The organism is Collinsella aerofaciens, from assembly GCF_040910265.1.
GTDB lineage: Bacteria > Actinomycetota > Coriobacteriia > Coriobacteriales > Coriobacteriaceae > Collinsella > Collinsella aerofaciens_BK.
The window spans coordinates 45,650-63,926 of sequence record NZ_JBDGAW010000010.1 but is presented as its reverse complement, the minus strand read 5'-3'; the positions used below and the strand labels follow the sequence as shown (position 1 = coordinate 63,926).

The following is an 18,277-nucleotide window of genomic DNA, read 5'->3' as shown; positions in this document are numbered from 1 at the left end:
GAGACCTATTCCTCGCAGGGAAGGTCGCGCAGGGCCCGGCGCTCAAAGATACGGAAGATCTGCGTATACCACAGGTCCTGCGTCGCCTGCGGCTTTACCAGGATGGTATCGACGCCGGCGAAGTTGCCGCTCCACACGTCCGTGTAGAGCTGATCACCGATCAGCACCGCCTCGTCGGCCGTGGCGCCGAGGCGCTTAAGACCCGCCTTGAGGGCAAACGGCGCCGGCTTCATGGCGTGGCTGATGGCCTCGAGTCCCAGCTCGCGTGCAGAGCTCATGACCTGGTCGCGATGCCAGTTGTTGGACACCATGCACAGCTTAAAGCCTTTGGCGCGGGCAGCGTCGAGCCAAGCGGAAACCGCGGCGGGAACCTGCTCGGTGTCGCGCGGCACCAGCGTGTTATCGCGATCGAGCAGAATGGCGCGTTTACCGTCGGCCCACAGGGTATCAAGGTCGATGCGATCGACCGAGGCAACGTATCGTTTGGGGCTAAAAATCCTCATGCTAATTCCAAGACTGTTGATGCTCTTCGTAGGTTTGCGAGAAGTACTCCTCGTCCTGCGTAATGTAGAAATATAGGTCATCGGAGTCGGTCGGCTCTAACGTGGCCTTGAGTGCCTCGAGCGACGGAGAGCAGATGGGCGTCGGTGGCAGGCCCTCGTGCTTATAGGTGTTATACGGACTATCGCTCTGCAGGTCGTCGGCGGTAACCTCACCACCGGTGACATACATCATGGTCGCATCGCTGTTGAGATAGCGCAAACCGTCGAGCTTGCCGGCAAGGCGGTTGTAGAAGACCGAAGCCACGTGCGCACGTTGATCGGCGTTGAGGCCCTCGCGCTCAACGATAGAGGCCAAGTTGACGATGTCGTAGTCGGACATCTCCACACCGTAGCGCTCCTTGATCTTGGCTTCGCAGCTCGCAAAGTCAAGCGACTTGTACTCGGTCTTAAACTGATCGAGCATAGCGCGAATCACGTCATCGGCCGTCGGCGAATCACCCAACGAATAGGTCTTGGGGAACAAGAAACCCTCGAGCGAGTCGTTGGCGGCGCCCTTAAGGAAGCTATAGTCGTCCACGTAGTTGGAGGCCTTGGCCTGGTTGAGGAAGTCTTCCTTAGAGATACTGTCGTAGGCCTGGGCCACACGGTCGGCGACTTGATCGACCGTTAGGCCCTCAGGGATAGTCAGCGCATTGGAGTCCGCGTTGGGACCTTCCATGAGCTGCTGAACAACCTTGGTCGCATCCATGAGTGTGGTGAACGAATAAGTTCCAGGCTTGAGCGACATATCGGCGTTGAGCTTTTTCACCGCCGCATAGTAATCCTTGGGATTTTCAACGATATGGTTCTCGGAGAGAATCGAGGCGATCGTATCGCCCGAAGCACCATCGGGAATGGTCACCGCAACCTGCTGACCAGCCGTGACCTTCGTATCCTCACCGGCAAAGAAGCCCTTGACGGCCGGCACGACAAAGAAAACGATCGCGACAAGCGCAAGCACGGCAACGACGCCACCGATAATCATAGGCACCGGGGAGCTTTTCTTTTGAGCACCGCGACGAGCATGCGTGTTGTAGCTCGAGCGGGTCGCCGGAGCAACGCCATGCGAACCATGAGCGCGATGCGCATGAGGCTGCGATTGAGGAGCCTGTGCGCGTTGCGTAGAAGCCTGCTGCTTAAAACGAGTGCCGCCAGTGGGCTGCGCCGTACGGGCAGTTGGCTGCTGAGTCGCTCGCTGGGCGGGGCGGGCCGCATGCGAGCAGGGCTGAGCCGGACGCGGCATCGGCTGCACCGAGCGCTGACCTGCCTGGACAGGACGCGGCGCGGGCTGCCCCTGGCGATTCGGCTGGCGCGGATCGGAAGCGCTAGGCATGCTGAACCTCCTCGTTTTTACGATCGAGCCATGTCTGCAGGAACAGGCTGGCGGCAATCATGTCGATCTTGCCCCTCATCTGCTTTTCGTTGAGGCCCTGCTCGCGCAGGATACGCTTGGCCTCTTGCGAGGACAGACGCTCGTCCTCAAACTCCAATGGAAGATCGAGCTCGTCGGCAATCTTTTGCGCCACGGAGGCAACGCGCTCGGCCTGGGGGCCGGGCTCACCGGCCATGGTCAGGGGACGTCCACTTACCAGGATGTCGGGCTCATAGTCCTCGACCAGGTAGCGGAACGTCTTGGCCATACCGGTGACCTCTGCAGCCGGGAGCACCTTGACGGGCATCGCCATCTTGCCATCACGGCTCGAGACGGCGATGCCGATCCTGGTCTCCCCTATGTCCAGCGCAAGCGCGACCACAGTGACTTCTTAGATTCTTAGGCGCCGAGTGCGGTCTTAGCGGCCGCGAGGGCATCGGCGATACCGGCAGCGTTCTTGCCACCGGCCTGGGCCATGTTGGGACGGCCACCACCGCGACCGTCAACCAGGCCCACGATCTGCTTGATCACGTTACCGGCGTGGAACCCGGCCTTGACGGCGTCATCGGAGCCGGCAGCGAGCAGGGCCGGAGTGCCCTTCTCAGTCACGCTGGCGACGACACAAGCGACAGGGCCGGCGACCTTCTGATGCACGGTATCCCATACGTTGCGCAGGTCGGCAGCCTCAAGGCCCTGGAGCTCAGCGACGACGAGCTTGTAGCCGCCGAGCTCGACAGCACCCTCGATGGCACTGGAAATGGCGTCGGAGGAGCCACCGGTCAGAGCCTTTTTGAGCTTGTTGGACGTCTCGCGCAGCTCGGCCTGCAGGTTCTCCACGCGGGCGGGAACCTCGTCGACGCGGCACTTGAGCGCAGCGGCGGCGGCGTCAACGAGCGCCAGGCGGTCGACCATGTAGTCGAGGGCACCCTTAGAGGTCACGGCCTCGATACGGCGGACATTGGAGCCCGTGGAGGACTCGGAAATGATCTTGAACAGGCCAATCTCGGCGGTATTGGCGGCATGGGTGCCACCACAGAGCTCGCGGGAGAACGGCTGGTCCTCGGCGCCCACGGAGACGACGCGGACGACATCGCCGTACTTCTCTCCAAACAGAGCGACAGCGCCGGCAGCCTTAGCCTCGTCGATGCCCATGACACGGGTCACGACCGGCTTGGAAGCGAAGATCTGCTGGTTGACCAGGTCCTCGACAGCCTTGAGCTGCTCGGAGGACAGGGCCTCGAAGTGTGTAAAGTCAAAGCGCAGGTGCTCGGGCGTCACCAGCGAGCCGGCCTGGGAGACGTGCTCGCCCAGGACCTGCTTAAGGGCAGCGTCGAGCAGGTGCGTGGCGGTGTGGTTGCGGCGCAGGAAGCCACGGCGCTCGGCGTCGAGCGCGGCGGTCACAGCGGCACCGACGGTCAGCGTGCCCTCGGCAACGTGCGCGACGTGGGCATACAGGCCGTTATGGTTCTTGGTATCGGAAACGGTCAGAACAACGCCCTCGGCGGAAAGCTTTCCGGCATCGCCCTGCTGGCCACCCATCTCGGCGTAGAACGGGGTGCGGTCGAGCACGACCTCGACGTCCTCGCCGGCGGCTGCGGACTCGACGGACTCGCCGTTGCGCACGATGGCGACAACCTTGGCGCCCTCGATCACATCGTTGTCATAGCCGTCGAACTCGGTCGCTGCGACCTTGTCGGAAAGCTCGACCCACACATCGTTGAAGCTGCCCCAGGCATCGCCCTTTGCGTTAGCGCGGGCGCGGGCCTTCTGGTCCTCCATGCAGGCGGTAAAGCCGTCCATGTCGACATCGTGGCCAGCGGTGCCGGCGATCTCGACGGTCAGGTCGATGGGGAAACCAAAGGTGTCGTGCAGCTTAAAGGCAACATCGCCCGGAAGCACGGCGCCCTCGGCAAGCGCTGCCAAGGCCTCGTCCAGATAGACGCGGCCGTTGTCGAGCGTCGTGGAGAAGCGCTCCTCCTCGGAGGCGACGATACCCTTGACGAGTGCGACGTTCTTGAGCAGATCGGGATAGGCCTCGCCCATCTGAGCGTTGACCTCGTCGATGAACTTGGTCAGGAAGGCGCCCTCGATACCCAGCAGGCGACCGTGGAATACGGCACGACGGAGCAGGCGGCGAAGGACGTACTCGCGACCCTCGTTACCGGGCAGGATGCCGTCAGAGATCATGAAGTCGACGGCACGGGAGTGGTCGGCGATGATGCGAAGAGAACGGCTGGCGCCGGAGTAATCGTCGGCGTCATAGGTCTTGCCGCTGATCTCCTCACCCAGCTTGATGAGGTGCTGCATCAGATCGCCGTCATAGTTAGCGGTCTTGTGCTGCATGATGGCGGCCATGCGCTCCAGACCCATACCCGTATCGAGGTTGCGGTGCGGCAGCTCCGGCATGGAGCCGTCCTCCTGGCGGTCGTACTGGGTAAACACGAGGTTCCAGAACTCAAGGAAGCGGTCGCAGTCGCAGCCAGGCTTGCAGTCGGGGCTGCCGCAGCCGACCTCCTCGCCCATGTCAAAGTAGATCTCGGAGCACGGACCGCAGGGGCCGGTGGGGCCAGCGGCCCAGAAGTTGTCATCCTCACCCAGGCGGGAGATGTGGTCCTCGGCAACGCCCAGAGAACGCCACACGTCGTGGGTCTCGTCGTCCTCGGTAAAGACGGTGAAGTACAGGCGATCGAGCGGCAGCTTGAACTCCTTGGTGATGAGCTCAAAGGCCCAGGCGCAAGCCTGCTCCTTGGAGACGCCGCCAAAAGAGAAATCGCCGAGCATCTCGAAGAACGACAAGTGACGGCCGTCCTCGCCGATGCAATCGATGTCGTTGGTGCGGACGCACTTCTGGCAGGAGATCGCGCCGATCTCCTTCATGGTCTTCTTACCCTGGTAGTACTCCTTAAACTGGTTCATGCCGGCGTTGGCAAGCAGCAGCGAGGGATCGTCGGGGACGAGGGACGAAGAAGGATAGAGCTTAAGACCGCGCTCCTCAAAGAAGTTGAGGAACTTGGAGCGAATCTCGGCCGTAGTCATTGACGGGTAGTCAGCACTCATAGAGGGAATCTCCTCGGTTTCACATCGAAACAGTTCAAACGTAACGATATTACCATCCCACCGCGCCCATGCAAAAAAAGAGGGCCGCCAAACAGCGACCCTCCAGGGAAAGTGCATGTTATTTAGGACAGCCAAAGTCTTTGAAAAACAAATGACTGCTGTAGAATTACATATAAGAGCTACTCGAAAGGAGCGATCGATGAAAAGCAAGCGATTTGTCCTGAATGCACTTCTGGTAGTAGCACTTTTAGCGCTCTTGGCCTTCTCCTGCTGGTACGCAAACCAACCAGCATTTGGCTACGTATTGTATGCAGCAATGTCCGGCGATAAGGCTTATTACACTCTACGCGCAATTGACGTTCTCTTTTTCTACGTAGCCGGCCCCTCATCAATCGCTTTGCTCGCGTTTCTTGTAATTTACAACTTCAAGAAACGTTAATAGGACCTATTTAGAATCCGAGTCGTCCATGGAGCCGTCGATGCCGGTTTTGGTATCGTCGTCCGAGTTGGAGTCATCGTCCTTGGCAAAGGGGTTCTTGAAGAAGCCCGTGGCATCGGGTTGCAGACCCGAGAGCTTGATCCAGGGGTTATCGAGCTCGGGTTTGGGCATAGCCTTGGCCTCGGGCGCGGTCTCGTTGCCGATGAGCTCGGACTCATAGATGAAGGTGTCGTCGCCGAGCGCGTCGTAGGCGGCGACCGGGTTGCCATCGGCATCGCGGTACGGTGTGCCCTTAAACACGGCGCCGTCATAGGCCACAAGCTGGCGGCCGGTCTCATTCTCGAAGTAGTACACGAAGATACCCTTGAGGGCCGCACAAAGCGGGATGGCAATAATCATGCCGATGGGGCCCATGAGTGCCGAGCCAATAACGAGCGCCGTGAGGCTCATGATAGGATGCACCTGTACAGAGCTCTGCATAACCTTAGGCGAAATCACGTTATCGGTGACGTTTTGCGCGACCATCGTCACGATGAGCGTCCATAATGCCAACATGGGGCTGAACATGAAACCGAGCACTGTGGCGATTGCTGCGCTCACCCAAGGGCCGACGACCGGAACCAAATGCATGATGCCGGTAAAGATAGCCATGAGCGCCGCATACGGATGGCCGATGATCATAAAACCGATAAAGGCGAGGAAACCACCGCAGATGGACGTCACGACCATGCCGCGCATGTAGCCGCCGACAGAGCGAGAAAGGATGGCGACCATAAAGCGGTACGAGGTCTCCTTCTCCTGACCGATGATGGTGCAAATCTCGTGGTGCATGCGAGGGTAGTCGCAGGCCATCCAGTACGCAAGCACCAGACCAAGGAAGATCACGAACAACTGCGAGGCCGTATTGGTGATGAGCGGGAACACACCGCGGCCAAGCTCGGCAGCGATCTGAGACACATACTTCGATGCCACGGTAACAAGCGACGAAAGGTTATCGTCCAAATACTCCTTGAGCGGCGTGTTGTTGAGCGTCTTGGCATGCGAGATCATCTCATTGAGATCGCCACCCGCAACACGAAGCTGCTCGGGCAGGCGGCTCAGGACTTCCATGATCTGACCAAAGAGAATCGGCGACAAGATGCAAACGACACCGACGAGCACGGCAACAACAACAATAAGCGCGATAAGCGAACCGATGCCGCGATTCACGCCATGGTGCTCGAGCCAGTTGGTGATCGGGGACATCACAAAAGCAATGATGGAGCCGACGGCAAGAAACTCAATAACCGGTGCCAGGATGCCCATAAGGTTAAAGATGACAGCAGCAATAACAATGCAGCCGACAACAGCCCAAATGCGCAGCGTCAGAATGCGGGTGTCGCGCAGCACGCGATCGGTTTGTTGGGGGTGCTCACTCATGAACGAATCATCACTCCGTCGGGGTCGATCTTGTCCTGAATCTTCTTAAGCGTGCGGCGCAGCAGACGCGAAACCTGTACCTGAGAAATACCCAGCTTCTTGGCGATCTCGATCTGGGTCATGCCCTTCACAAAGCGCAGCTCAATCACCTCGCGCTCGCGCGGCGAGAAATCACGGATGGCTTCCTCGATCACTAGGCGGTCATCGGTAAAGTCGAGCTCGTTGTCGTCGTCGGCGTAACGGTCGAGAATCGAGGGGGCATCGTCCGAATCGGACGCACCAGGAGCCTCGATGGGCACCGAGGTATAGGCCGAAGACGATTCCATGGCCTCCAGCACCTCATCGACCGTCACGTCCAAGTACTCAGCGATTTCCTCAACCTTAGGCGAGCGCTGTAGCTCGTTGGTGAGCTTATCGGTAGCCTGGTTGACCTTGGCCGAGAGCTCCTGCAAGCGACGGGGCACGCGCACGCTCCAGCCCTTGTCGCGGAAGTGACGCTTAATCTCGCCCAAGATGGTAGGCGTGGCAAACGTGGTGAACTCGAGTCCGCGCTCAGGGTCAAAGCGGTCGATAGCCTTGAGCAGGCCCAAATAACCAACCTGCATCAGGTCATCGAGCGGCTCGCCGCGGTTCTTAAACTTGTTGGCAAGAAACCTTACCAGGTTCATGTGGGACATGACGAGCTGCTCGCGTGCGTCCGGGTCACCGGTCTCTTTATAGCGACGAAACAGCTCGCGGGTTTTCTCCTTGTCCCAAGCGGTCTTACCGCTCCGGGAACGTTCGGTCATATTAGATATCCGCCTTGAGGTCGAGGGAAAGCGTCAGGGGCGCCGCAGTCTTTTCGTAGGAGTCGCACACGCTCGCCAAAATGAGCTCGGCATACACAGCGGCCTGGTCATCCTCGTCGACGGTGGCCTGGTCGCCAAAGGTAAAGGTCATGCCAACGTGAGATTCGTCGACATCGAATTTGATCGAGATGTCATCGGAATCAACAGCCGTGCAGCCGAAAATAAATGCTTCCTCGGCAGCCATACGAATGTCCTCGATGCGATCGACGGACATGGAGCAGAGCGCACCGACATTTGCCGCCGTCATGCGCACAAGGCGCGCCAGACGCGGGTCGCCGGCAACGGTCAGCGTAATGGGGCAAGTTGCTTCGCTACTCATCGCAGGACTCCTCAGAGGTCTCGGCGGGCGTGTAGGTGTAATACTGGGCTGCTTTAGCAGCAGGCTTCTGTGCATCATTGTCACCAGCAGCGACATCGTCCCCGGCTTCGCCAATCAGGACACGCTCGGTCGGCTGCTCGGCTTCTTCGGCAGCGGAAAGCTTGCACTCAGCGTCGGCCGCGGGAGCCTTCACCTTGTTAAAGAGTTTCTGCACGGCACCTGCCGCAGAATCAGTCACGCTCGACACAGCATTGCTGGCCTCGGCCATGCTACCGGTGACCTCAGAAATGTCGCGAACCACGGCTTCGACCTCTACGAGATTGGAGGTAAGGGCATCAACTGCCGTCTTGCTCGACTTAAGCAGCGGCTCCATCTGGGCAAGCGCCGGCGTAAGCTCATCGACAGCGCCATCGAGCTTTGCCACCACAGGCTGAGCCTCGGCGATGGTGTTGTTGAGGTCGTTAACGGTCTTATCGAGCGAGTCGACAACGGTGCGGGTCTTGCGCAGGGTAAGCGCGAGCTCAACGATGGCCCACACGCCGGCAACAGCGAGCAGCAGCAGGGCGATTTGAATGGGACTCATACAAGCCTCCCAAAGGAATCGATATACAGACGGTTTCCATGGTACCCCAAAGGGGACCGAACATGCCATGAGCAGCAACGTGGGACAAAATTATCAGCAGCTACTTCGGTGCATTCCCGCTGCGGTCGCGTTCACTTTGCTCTACGCGCCATTCTTCCCAACCGCGGCCGGCAGGCTGCCAAAATGCACCGCGTTCCAAGCCTTCGGGCAAATAGCGCTGATCGACCCAGCCTTCGGGATAATCGTGCGGATACTTATACACACCGTATTCATCGCTGCCCGGGCGATGGCGATCGCGCAGGTAGCTGGGCACCTCGCGAAGACCACTGCTGTGGATATCGGCTAGCGCCGCATCGATCGAGGCCTCGCACGCATTGGACTTGGGCGCCAAGCACACATAGAGCGCAGCTTGTGCAAGGTTAATGCGACATTCAGGATAGCCAATAACTTCAGCAGATTTAAAGGCAGCATGCGCCACCAAAAGCGCCTGCGGGTCGGCGTTGCCAACATCCTCAGAAGCGTGAATCATAATGCGGCGAGCGATAAACTTAGGATCCTCCCCAGCATCGATCATGCGCGCGAGCCAATAGATCGTGGCATCGGGGTCGCTACCGCGCATAGACTTAATAAACGCACTGATGATGTCGTAGTGCATGTCGCCGCTTTTGTCATACGTAAAGCCGCGACGCGGGTTGGCGATCTTCACGTCATCCACGGTGATGGGATAGCGCTCCCCCGCCGCAGGCGCTGGCGTTCCCTCGGTATCGGGACGCGTGACGGCAATCTCGCTCGCAAGCTCAAGCGTCGTGAGCGCCGAGCGAGCGTCACCCGCTGCCAGCGTGCAAATGGTCTTGACCGTATCCTCATCGGCCGAGAACTTACCGTTCAAACCCTGCGGTGCCTCAAGCGCACGTTCAATAAGCGTGGCGATATCCTCATCCTTCAGATGCTCAAGCTCCACGACGCGACCACGTGAGAGCAGTGCCGAGTTGACCTCGAAGTACGGGTTCTCTGTCGTAGCGCCAATCATAATGACGGTACGGTTCTCAACTGCATGCAGCAAGGCATCCTGCTGCGACTTAGAGAAGCGGTGAATCTCATCGATGAATAGAATGGTGCGGCGGTCGTACGTATTCAGGCGCGTCTTGGCCTCATCAATCACACGACGCAGGTCCTTCACGGTACCCGTGACGGCGCTGACCTCGACAAACTCGCTCTTGGTATGGTTGGCGATAATGTGGGCCAGCGTCGTCTTGCCCGTACCGGCAGGCCCGTACAGAATCACGCTCGAAAGCACGTCGTGCTCGATCGCGGCACGCAGCCATGAACCCTTACCGACGGCCTTTTGCTGGCCCACGTACTCGTCGAGCGAATTGGGGCGCATGCGCACCGCAAGCGGCGCATTCTGAAAGGAACGCTCGCGCGTCGAAGCAGAAAAAAGGTCGTCCATAGCCATCCCGTGTATTAATCAAATACGTTTTCCACTAACAGTATACCGAATTAATACGAACTATCGTTCGTTAATATAGGTACGATGCGGAAACTTTAGACCCGGGAACAGCTTGCTCGTCAGTTCGCAGAAATAACCGTCCGTCATGCTCGCGATATAATCCACCACGGCTTGATCCTTGTCGTCCTGCCAGGCATAGGCGCGATCGTAGTAGGAAAGCTGCTGCTCGATGCGAGAAATGTGGTGTTTAAAGATATACGAGGACTCGTCACCTTCGTTTATATCCTGCAGGCAACGGTCGTAAAGCTTTTCGAAGGCTTCGCGCAGCTCCGCCTCGGAGTCGCCTTCGATACCGCCCTTGCTATAGATCTTCTCGTAGTTCTCGCGCTTGGCCCGGCGGATCTCCTCAAACAGGTCCTTGCTCATCTCGATGCGCGGCTTACCATAGCTATGCTCCACGATATCGATGGAAGCGTGCGTGAGGATCCAACTGTTGTAGGCACCGCCAAGGTCATCGTCAAAGGCGTCGGGTGACAGCAGGCCCGCTGCAATGGCGTCTTGGCGATCGCGCCCCACGTAGGCAAGGATATCCGAGATGCGGACCACGCAGCCTTCGAGCGTCATGGGACGCAGGTGCTCAATTGCGCCGTAACCCGCGGCAATGCAATCCTCAACCGTCTGGTCAAACTGGTCAAAGGAGCTCATGTCCGAGAGCTCAAACACACGTTGCTCGTACTCGCCGTTATGGCATAGCACGCCGTCGAGCGTCTGGAGCGACACGTTGCGGCCGTACAGTGCGTCGAGCACGCGGACCGACTGCACGTTATGGAAAAAATAACGCCCCGTACGCTCATGATAGATATCGTTGAGGAAGCGCTCGCCGGCATGGCCGAAAGGCGTGTGTCCCAAGTCGTGACCCAGGCCAATCGCCTCGATCAGATCGCAATTGAGCCCCAGGGCGCGACCGATATCGCGCGCAATGCGGGAGACGAGCTGCACGTGCAAACCGCGGCGTGACAGATCGTCATTGCTACGGAAGCTAAAGACCTGCGTTTTGCCTGCATAACGGGTGTACGCCGGAAGATGAAGTATCTTTTCGGTATCGCGCATAAACGCCGGACGCATAAGCGTGCCTTTGTCGGCGGCGCGATCAATACGACGAATGACCTGATCGTCGTTGCAACGATACGGGTTGACATAGCCCGAAGCACGATCGGCGGCAATGCGCTCGACAAGCTCGGGCGACAACGCCGAGGGAATACGGTCCATGCGCGCCTTAATGACGGCCGTTTCTTGATTAGTTGCCATGGCATGCTCCTTAAGAAGGATGCGCAATCGGTTACAAAGTGCAGCCCACGACCTCGATTATGGCAAAAATCGGCACCAAAAACGGGAGCAATGGCAGGGAGCGTGATTTTGTGAAGAGGCAGGAGAGGGCCAGGGCCAGGAGTGCGACGGCAAATGCCACGATGCCACCCATAGGGTCGAGCGTGCAAAGCGCGAAGAGCGCCTTGGCATCCCCCATGCCGATGCCCGGGATTTGGCGAAGACGACGCCAGAGGGACTCAGTCAGCACGAGAGCAAGATACACAATGACGGCAAGACCCGCGTGGTCAAGCGCAGTGTTCAAACCGAGGTCGAGCCAAACACCCGCCAACGCCGCCACGGCACATGCGCCGGCAAGCCCATTGGGAAACCGTCGCTCTCGGGCATCAATTGCCACGCCGGCAAAGATGCAAATCCAAAACGGGATATAGACCATCGGACGCCTCCTCGAGCTGCATCGCAAAAGCAAAAACCACCACAAAGGTGCCTGTCCCCTTTGCGGTGGTTTTGGTGGTGGTTATTTGGCACCTTGCATGACCTCGTCGAGGGTGACGTTTACGGCATGCTGGGTAGGAACCCAGTCGACCTTCAGGAACAGCGCGGCCACCGTGATAGGGATATAGCTGAACATAAAGATCGGGAAGGTAAACAGGTTAGTCACCAGACGCCACTTTTGCGCGCAGTGAATATGCTTGTACTCAAAGATAGTCGTGAGCAGTGCCAGGATAAAGAACGTCTGATACATCATGGCGAAGGTCAAAATGAGCGAAGCGGCGCACGCCTGCATCTCAACCTCGGTAGCCAAAAAGCCGTGCGAGAGTCCACCCACGATCAGGAACGTCGCATTGGCGAGCATCGAGATGAGCGACAGCAGCATACCCGGGGCGATCGTCATGAACATGTCGTAGGCGGCAAAGCGATGGTAGCGGAAGGTCGACTTGATCAGGTGCTTACCGTAAGTAAAGAACACCTGGTAGAAGCCCTTGGTCCAACGCATGCGCTGTTTCCAGGACGCCTTAAACGTCACGGGCTGTTCGTCAAAGAACTCCGCCGGTGCATAGCCAATGCGAATGCCGTGGATGGCGCAGAACGTGGTGAACTGAATGTCCTCAGTCAGCGTGTGGAACTGCCAACCGTGCATGCCCTCGATAACACTGGCGGAGATGAGGTAGCCCGAACCTGAGACGGCGCAAGACGTCTTGCAGATGTTGCGCGCGTTGTTGAGAAAGCGCGCCTCGCGCAGATACCACGTAGCATTAGCTGCCGAGATCCACGAGCTGCCGAAGTTCTTGGAGTTACGATAGCTCGTGACCACGTGGAATCCCTGGTCAAAGGCATCGTTCATCTTGGACACGTAATCGCGGGAGATGACGTTATCGGCATCGAAGATAAAGTAGCCCTCAAACGTGTCGGGATACTCGTTAAGGATGCGATCAAAACCAAAGTCCATGACCCAGCTCTTACCCTTGCGGGCCAGGTCGTTGCGCTCATAAACGATGGCGCCCGCCTCGCGCGCGAGCTGCGCCGTGTTGTCGGTGCAGGCATCGGCGACCACGAAGACCTCGATAAGCTCGGACGGATAATCCTGATCCTTGATGGAGCGAACGAGGTTGGCGATCACGGCCTCCTCGTTATGCGCCGCGATAAAGAAGGCATAGCGGTGAAGTTTTTTGGCCTTGGGAGGCGCGACCTCGCCACGAAGAGCGCCAATGACAAAGAAGACCACCTGGTACAGAAAGCAGACCGTGAGCAGCGTAACCACAATCTGGTTAAAGATCACGATGGGCGTGTTAGTTTGTAAAAAGGCGAGCATGCAGGCTCCCGAGAACGCGTTACGTAAACAACCGCATATCATACCGCAGGCTTACCGAGTTCAAGAAACCACCTAATACCGGCTAGGCTTCGAGAAGGCCAAGCTGCGGGACGATGTCGTCGCCGGCGGCGGTGCGGCCAAGCGAGCGCGGGGCCAGGTCGTCAAGAACCGCAGCAAGATCCCAAGGCAGCTCGTCGCGGCATTCGATGCGCTCACCCGTCACGGGATGGTCGAATGCGACGCGCCAGGAATGAAGGAATTGCCTGGTCAGACCCTGATCGGCACGCGCATCGCACTTACCGTAGAGCGGATCGCCCACGCAGGCGTGGTTGATATGGCGCATATGCACGCGAATCTGATGTGTGCGGCCCGTAAACAGGTGGCACTCGACGAGCGTATAGCCGTCGTCGAAACGCGTGGAATCGAAGCGCTCGAGGACTTTAAAGGTCGTAATGGCCTGACGGGCAAAGGGGTCGTCCGAAACCGCCATCTTGACGCGGTCGCGCGTAGAACGGGCGATACCGGTATTGATGGTGCCCTCGTCCATGGCGATGTGCCCGTGAACGAGCGTGATATAGCGACGATCGAGCGTGCGCGTGCGAATGAGATTTTGAAGCGCGCGCTGCGTGTCGTCGTCCTTTGCCGCAAGCATGAGACCCGAGGTATCGCGATCCAAACGATGCACGATCCCGGGGCGGTCCTCACCCTGTACGGTACCAAGATGGTCGATGCCGCAGTGGTAGACCAGAGCGTTCGCAAGGGTGCCGCTCTCGTGGCCATGGGCGGGATGGCACACCAGGCCCCGCTGCTTGGAGAGCACGATAAGGTAGTCGTCCTCGTAGCGGATATCGAGGGGAATGGCCTCGGGAATCACGTCGGTCGGGTCGTGCGGCTCGGGCAAGTCGACCGAGATGCGATCGCCGGCGCGTACGGCGCACTTTTTAGAGAGACAAGTCTCACCGTTGACGGCAACGGCGCCTCCCTCGATCAGATGCGCGCAGGCAGAGCGCGTGGGACAGCCATCGTTGGCGCCCAAATAGGCGTCAAGACGCTGACCAGCGGAATCGTCGGCAACAAGAATATGGATGTCGGCCATTAACGCTCATTCCTTTCGCGAATCTTGCGGGCACGCTCCCCACGCTGCTTGGCCTTGCGCTTAGCGCGGGCCTCATCACGGGCATTGAGCTCGGCAGTCGCATCAACCTCGCGGGCCGCGGGGCTCAAGAACATGTATCCGAAGAGGGCGAGCACGACGCCCAAGGTAATGCCGATATCGGCCACATTGAAGACGGGGAAGTCGATGAAGGTGGTGGCAATAAAATCGGTCACGAAGCCAAAGGCCAAACGATCGATAGCGTTGCCGATAGCACCGCCCGCAACCATCGCCATGCCCACAACCTCAAGATGGGCGAGCTGGGGTGCACGAATGAGGTACACGGCAATAGCGACAATGACCGCCAGCGCCAGCACGGCAAACGCGATGCCATGCCCCTCGCCCATGCTAAAGGCAGCGCCGATATTGCGGACAAACAGGAAGTCGATCACGCCGGGGATGACGGTCACATGCAGTGCATCGCCCACGGCACGAACCGCAAGCTTGGTCAACTGGTCAACAAGCAGCACAACGAGCGCCACCCCACCAGCAACACCCAACCGCCAACGCAAAGACGGCGTCATATCCCCAGTACGACCCAAAGAAATCCCCTACCCTCAAGATCATCGAATTACGTTTAATACAAAGAACTATCTTATATTGCCATACGCAGAACGCACGACATATCCACCAACGCAAGCGAAATAACCAGCTAAAAACGAAAGCGACATTCCGAATAACGGAATGTCGCTTAATAGCTTTCGACTAAAAACGCAAGTCGAAAGAAAGCCTCTAGCTCCAGCAATGGAAACGCCGCGTTATCGTCACCAACAGCGAAAACGTCCCTAAGCGAGCAAGGTGACGTGAAAGAGGAGGGAAGCGTACTTTGGTACGCGACCGACGATTGAACGTCAGATTGCCGCTTAGGGGCGTTTGCAGCGTCGGTAGGTTACGGCGTTCTACGAACGCCGTAACCTACAAAGCGTCAGCGCAGCGCTTGCAGATATGAGCGTGGCCGTTGTACTCGCCAACGGTGGTGCGGTAGTTCCAGCAACGGTCGCAGCACTCGCCCTCGGCAGCTTCAATGGCAACGGAGAGTTCCTCGCCCTGGGTCAGCTCAACATCGGAGACGATGTAGAACTCGGCCAGGTCGACGGCCTTATCACCGGTCAGCAGCGCGTACATCTCGGCGGGAACGACCGCCTTGACGCGGACCTGCTGGCTCTTAGTGAAGGTGCCGGCAGAACGGGCATCCTCAAGGGCCTTGGTCACGGCGCTACGGAGCTCGAGCGAAGCCTCGAGCACGCCCTCAAACTCATTGGCCTCGTCGACCGTGATGGGCGACTTGTACCAATCGAGCAGCGCGGCGTACTTCTGGTGATCGACGCAGCCGGCGGGCGCATATGCCATGGCCTCGTCGACGGTATAGGACAGGATCGGCTGCAGGTCGCGCATGAGCATCGAGAAGAGCTCGGCCAGCACGGTCTGGGCACTGCGGCGCTCGAGCGAGCCGGGCTTGTCGCAGTACAGACGATCCTTCAGGGCGTCGAGATACACGTTGGAAAGCTCGGTAACCACGAAGTCATAGAGCGCACGGTAGGCGCGCGGGAACTCATAGCTGGCGTAGGCGTCGTCGACCTCGGCCTGGACCTGGGTCAGACGGGCAACCATGAGCTTGTCGAGCGGCAGCAGGTCGGCAAAGGCGACGCCGTCGGTCTCGGGCTCAAACTGACCCTCGAGCTCGGAGAGCAAGAAGCGCAGCGTGTTGCGGAAACGACGATAGGCATCGGACGTACGAGCGAGAATCTCATGGTCGATGGAGACGTCGGAGCTGGTGTCGACGGAGGCAACCCAGAGACGGATGATGTCAGCGCCCATCTCGTCGCAGACCTTGTTGGGGTCGATGACGTTGCCGAGCGACTTGGACATCTTGCGGCCCTGGCCATCGAGCGTGAAGCCCTGCGAGACGACCGCCTTGTACGGAGCATGGCCGTTGGCACCCACCGAGGTGAGCAGCGAGCTCTGGAACCAACCGCGATGCTGGTCGGATCCCTCGAGATACACGTCAGCCGGGTACTCAAGCTCGGGTCGATACTCGCAGACGGCCTTCCAGGACACGCCGGAGTCCCACCACACGTCGAGAATGTCCTTATCAGCCTTGAGGTGATGGCCGCCACACTTGGGGCAAACGCAAGCCTCGCCCAGGTAACTCTCGGGAGCGTCGGTGAACCAGGCGTCGGAGCCCTTCTCGTGGAAGAGCTTGATGACGGCGTCGAGCGTGGCGTCGTTCATGACCTTCTCGCCGCAGTCGGCGCAAGTGTAGCTGGGGATAGGCACGCCCCAGTTGCGCTGACGGCTGATGCACCAGTCGGGACGCTGCTCGACCATGGCGCCGATGCGGTTGGCCGCGTGGGCCGGATACCACTTGACGTTCTCGCGGACCTCTTTGCCAGCCTGCTCGCGCAAACCGGTCTTGTCCATCGAGACAAACCACTGGTCGGTAGCACGGAAGAGCACCGGGTGCTTGCAACGCCAGCAGTGCGGATAGCTGTGCGTGATCTTCTTCTCGAGGACTAGGGTACCGCGCTCGCGCAGGAACTCGATGATGTGCGGGTTGGCCTCATCGGTGTCCATACCGCTGAAGGGGCCACCGGTGCCAAACTCCTCGCCGGTGTAGAACTTGCCGTCGTCATCGACCGGCATGCAGATGTCGGTGATGCCCTCCTTGAGGCAGGCAAAGTAGTCGTCGACGCCGTGGCCGGGCGAGTTGTGGACAATACCGGTACCGTCATCGACACCGACGTAATCGGCCAGCAGCGCCACGCCCTCGACACCGTCGAAGATCGGCTGCTTGTAGTGGATGTGGTGGAAGGTCTCGGCGGGAACCACATAGGGCTTGCCGTCGACCATAACCGGAGTGTACTCCCAGCCAAACTCCTCGCAGCACTTAGGAGCCAGGTCCTCGAGCATGACCTCGGCGCGGCCGTCGTGCTCAACGGCGACGTAGGCGGCGCCGGGCTTGAGGGAAACTGCCTGGTCGGAGGGGATGGTCCACGGCGTGGTCGTCCAGATGATAAAGTCGACCGGGCCGTCGAAGTTCTCGAGACCGGCGGGCTTGGAGGTCATCTCAAAGCGCACGAAGATGGACGGGCTCGTCTCGTCGGAGTACTCGATCTCAGCCTCGGCCAGCGCGGTGTGGCAGTGCTTGCACCAGTGGACGGGCTTGTGGCCGCGATAGATCATGCCCTTGTCGAACATGGCCTTGAAGACCTCAATGTCGGCGGCGTCATGCTGGTGATAGAGCGTCAGATACGGGTTGTCCCAGTCGCCAAGCACGCCAAGGCGACGGAAGCCAGCCTTCTGGAGCTCGATGTTCTCGACAGCGAACTTGTTGCAAAGCTCGCGGATCTTAGCCGTGGAGGTCTGGTTGAACTTCTCGGTGCCGAGCTTCTCCTCGACCTTATGTTCGATCGGCTGACCGTGGCAGTCCCAACCGGGAACATAGGGAACCTCATAGCCCTGCATCATCCGGTAACGGTTGATCATGTCCTTGGAGATCTTGTTCATGGCGTGGCCGATGTGGATCGGGCCGTTGGCGTACGGAGGGCCGTCGTGCAGCACGAACTTCTTGTGACCCTCGTTCTTCTTTAGAACTTGCTCGTAGACCTTGTTGTCCTGCCAGTCCTTGAGTCGCTTTGGCTCGGACTTGGAAAGACCGGCACGCATGGGAAATCCGGTTTTGGGCAGATTCATCGTCTGCTTGTACTCGTTTGCCACGGTACCCCTTTCTTGTCATGGGCGCGCACGCCCTCTGGGCACCAAAAAAGCGCCCGTCCCTACAAGCTGGGACGAAGCGCCACAAAACGGACAGTCTGTCCGTAAAAGCTCTTCGCTTAACCACCCAGCTTAGATGCCCGCGCTCGCGTCGCCGCGCGCTCGCATCCGTTACTCGGCTGGTCTGTATCGACGACCATCTCGGCGATATCTACTAAGACGTGCCTGTGCGGCGCGTCCGT

The 18,277-nt window shown here is 59.0% G+C and carries 16 protein-coding genes; 1 reads left to right on the top strand and 15 read right to left on the bottom strand.

Annotation, left to right across the window (positions count from 1 at the left end; genetic code table 11):
* Nucleotides 1-5 precede the first annotated feature (5 nt).
* Genes AB5Z14_RS05860 through alaS form a run of 4 tightly spaced genes read right to left on the bottom strand, consistent with a single transcriptional unit; the run spans nt 6 to nt 4,971 of the window.
* Nucleotides 6-503 carry a YqeG family HAD IIIA-type phosphatase gene (locus tag AB5Z14_RS05860; RefSeq protein WP_117646451.1) on the bottom strand — a complete coding sequence of 166 codons (498 nt, stop codon included), beginning with the start codon at nt 501-503 and terminating at the stop codon, nt 6-8.
* Between the two features lies 1 nt (nt 504).
* Nucleotides 505-1,875, bottom strand: coding sequence for an endolytic transglycosylase MltG (gene mltG / locus AB5Z14_RS05855; protein ID WP_368130678.1), 1,371 nt, complete (start codon nt 1,873-1,875; stop codon nt 505-507).
* Nucleotides 1,868-2,296, bottom strand: coding sequence for a Holliday junction resolvase RuvX (gene ruvX / locus AB5Z14_RS05850; RefSeq protein ID WP_195192866.1), 429 nt, complete (start codon nt 2,294-2,296; stop codon nt 1,868-1,870). Before ruvX ends, mltG begins: the two co-directional genes overlap by 8 nt.
* 17 nt (nt 2,297-2,313) lie before the next feature.
* Nucleotides 2,314-4,971 carry an alanine--tRNA ligase gene (gene alaS / locus AB5Z14_RS05845; protein ID WP_368130676.1) on the bottom strand — a complete coding sequence of 886 codons (2,658 nt, stop codon included), beginning with the start codon at nt 4,969-4,971 and terminating at the stop codon, nt 2,314-2,316.
* 199 nt (nt 4,972-5,170) lie between these two features.
* Between alaS and AB5Z14_RS05840 the strand changes: the two genes are divergently transcribed.
* Nucleotides 5,171-5,410, top strand: coding sequence for a hypothetical protein (locus AB5Z14_RS05840; protein WP_271748248.1), 240 nt, complete (start codon nt 5,171-5,173; stop codon nt 5,408-5,410).
* Between the two features lie 6 nt (nt 5,411-5,416).
* Here AB5Z14_RS05840 and AB5Z14_RS05835 read toward each other — a convergent pair whose 3' ends face one another.
* The 11 genes from AB5Z14_RS05835 to ileS all read right to left on the bottom strand — a co-directional run bounded on the left by AB5Z14_RS05835 (nt 5,417) and on the right by ileS (nt 18,014).
* On the bottom strand, nt 5,417-6,829 hold the full coding sequence (locus tag AB5Z14_RS05835; RefSeq protein ID WP_368130675.1) for an AI-2E family transporter: 1,413 nt from the start codon (nt 6,827-6,829) through the stop codon (nt 5,417-5,419).
* The gene (locus AB5Z14_RS05830; protein ID WP_022094589.1) at nt 6,826-7,617 is read right to left on the bottom strand and encodes an RNA polymerase sigma factor SigF; all 792 of its coding nucleotides are present in this window, start codon (nt 7,615-7,617) and stop codon (nt 6,826-6,828) included. The genes AB5Z14_RS05835 and AB5Z14_RS05830 overlap by 4 nt, the downstream gene beginning before the upstream one ends.
* Before the next feature lies 1 nt (nt 7,618).
* The gene (locus AB5Z14_RS05825; protein ID WP_022094590.1) at nt 7,619-7,996 is read right to left on the bottom strand and encodes a hypothetical protein; all 378 of its coding nucleotides are present in this window, start codon (nt 7,994-7,996) and stop codon (nt 7,619-7,621) included.
* Entirely contained in the window at nt 7,989-8,579 is a 591-nt protein-coding gene (locus AB5Z14_RS05820) for a hypothetical protein (RefSeq protein ID WP_161160184.1), read from the bottom strand. Before AB5Z14_RS05820 ends, AB5Z14_RS05825 begins: the two co-directional genes overlap by 8 nt.
* Nucleotides 8,580-8,679: 100 nt before the next feature.
* Nucleotides 8,680-10,029, bottom strand: a complete 1,350-nt coding sequence (locus AB5Z14_RS05815) for a replication-associated recombination protein A (protein WP_368130674.1) — start codon at nt 10,027-10,029, stop codon at nt 8,680-8,682.
* A gap of 60 nt (nt 10,030-10,089) precedes the next feature.
* Nucleotides 10,090-11,337 carry a deoxyguanosinetriphosphate triphosphohydrolase family protein gene (locus AB5Z14_RS05810; protein WP_368130673.1) on the bottom strand — a complete coding sequence of 416 codons (1,248 nt, stop codon included), beginning with the start codon at nt 11,335-11,337 and terminating at the stop codon, nt 10,090-10,092.
* Between the two features lie 31 nt (nt 11,338-11,368).
* Nucleotides 11,369-11,791, bottom strand: a complete 423-nt coding sequence (locus AB5Z14_RS05805) for a prepilin peptidase (RefSeq protein ID WP_346963831.1) — start codon at nt 11,789-11,791, stop codon at nt 11,369-11,371.
* 81 nt (nt 11,792-11,872) lie between these two features.
* On the bottom strand, nt 11,873-13,168 hold the full coding sequence (locus AB5Z14_RS05800; protein ID WP_368130671.1) for a glycosyltransferase family 2 protein: 1,296 nt from the start codon (nt 13,166-13,168) through the stop codon (nt 11,873-11,875).
* 82 nt (nt 13,169-13,250) lie between these two features.
* Nucleotides 13,251-14,264: an RluA family pseudouridine synthase gene (locus tag AB5Z14_RS05795; RefSeq protein WP_225093519.1), complete on the bottom strand. Its 1,014-nt coding sequence runs from the start codon at nt 14,262-14,264 to the stop codon at nt 13,251-13,253.
* Nucleotides 14,264-14,791, bottom strand: a complete 528-nt coding sequence (gene lspA / locus AB5Z14_RS05790) for a signal peptidase II (RefSeq protein WP_253276051.1) — start codon at nt 14,789-14,791, stop codon at nt 14,264-14,266. Before lspA ends, AB5Z14_RS05795 begins: the two co-directional genes overlap by 1 nt.
* A gap of 445 nt (nt 14,792-15,236) precedes the next feature.
* Nucleotides 15,237-18,014: an isoleucine--tRNA ligase gene (gene ileS / locus AB5Z14_RS05785; RefSeq protein WP_438265658.1), complete on the bottom strand. Its 2,778-nt coding sequence runs from the start codon at nt 18,012-18,014 to the stop codon at nt 15,237-15,239.
* Nucleotides 18,015-18,277 lie beyond the last annotated feature (263 nt).

What these genes read in the sequence shown, in the direction of transcription:
- mltG (WP_368130678.1), bottom strand. Translation starts at nt 1,875, where the DNA reads ATGCCTAGCGCTTCCGATCCGCGCCAGCCGAATCGCCAGGGGCAGCCC.
- ileS (WP_438265658.1), bottom strand. Translation starts at nt 18,014, where the DNA reads ATGAATCTGCCCAAAACCGGATTTCCCATGCGTGCCGGTCTTTCCAAG.
- alaS (WP_368130676.1), bottom strand. Translation starts at nt 4,971, where the DNA reads ATGAGTGCTGACTACCCGTCAATGACTACGGCCGAGATTCGCTCCAAG.
- AB5Z14_RS05830 (WP_022094589.1), bottom strand. Translation starts at nt 7,617, where the DNA reads ATGACCGAACGTTCCCGGAGCGGTAAGACCGCTTGGGACAAGGAGAAA.
- AB5Z14_RS05820 (WP_161160184.1), bottom strand. Translation starts at nt 8,579, where the DNA reads ATGAGTCCCATTCAAATCGCCCTGCTGCTGCTCGCTGTTGCCGGCGTG.
- AB5Z14_RS05795 (WP_225093519.1), bottom strand. Translation starts at nt 14,264, where the DNA reads ATGGCCGACATCCATATTCTTGTTGCCGACGATTCCGCTGGTCAGCGT.
- AB5Z14_RS05815 (WP_368130674.1), bottom strand. Translation starts at nt 10,029, where the DNA reads ATGGACGACCTTTTTTCTGCTTCGACGCGCGAGCGTTCCTTTCAGAAT.
- AB5Z14_RS05805 (WP_346963831.1), bottom strand. Translation starts at nt 11,791, where the DNA reads ATGGTCTATATCCCGTTTTGGATTTGCATCTTTGCCGGCGTGGCAATT.
- AB5Z14_RS05860 (WP_117646451.1), bottom strand. Translation starts at nt 503, where the DNA reads ATGAGGATTTTTAGCCCCAAACGATACGTTGCCTCGGTCGATCGCATC.
- AB5Z14_RS05835 (WP_368130675.1), bottom strand. Translation starts at nt 6,829, where the DNA reads ATGAGTGAGCACCCCCAACAAACCGATCGCGTGCTGCGCGACACCCGC.
- AB5Z14_RS05825 (WP_022094590.1), bottom strand. Translation starts at nt 7,996, where the DNA reads ATGAGTAGCGAAGCAACTTGCCCCATTACGCTGACCGTTGCCGGCGAC.
- AB5Z14_RS05800 (WP_368130671.1), bottom strand. Translation starts at nt 13,168, where the DNA reads ATGCTCGCCTTTTTACAAACTAACACGCCCATCGTGATCTTTAACCAG.
- AB5Z14_RS05810 (WP_368130673.1), bottom strand. Translation starts at nt 11,337, where the DNA reads ATGGCAACTAATCAAGAAACGGCCGTCATTAAGGCGCGCATGGACCGT.
- AB5Z14_RS05840 (WP_271748248.1), top strand. Translation starts at nt 5,171, where the DNA reads ATGAAAAGCAAGCGATTTGTCCTGAATGCACTTCTGGTAGTAGCACTT.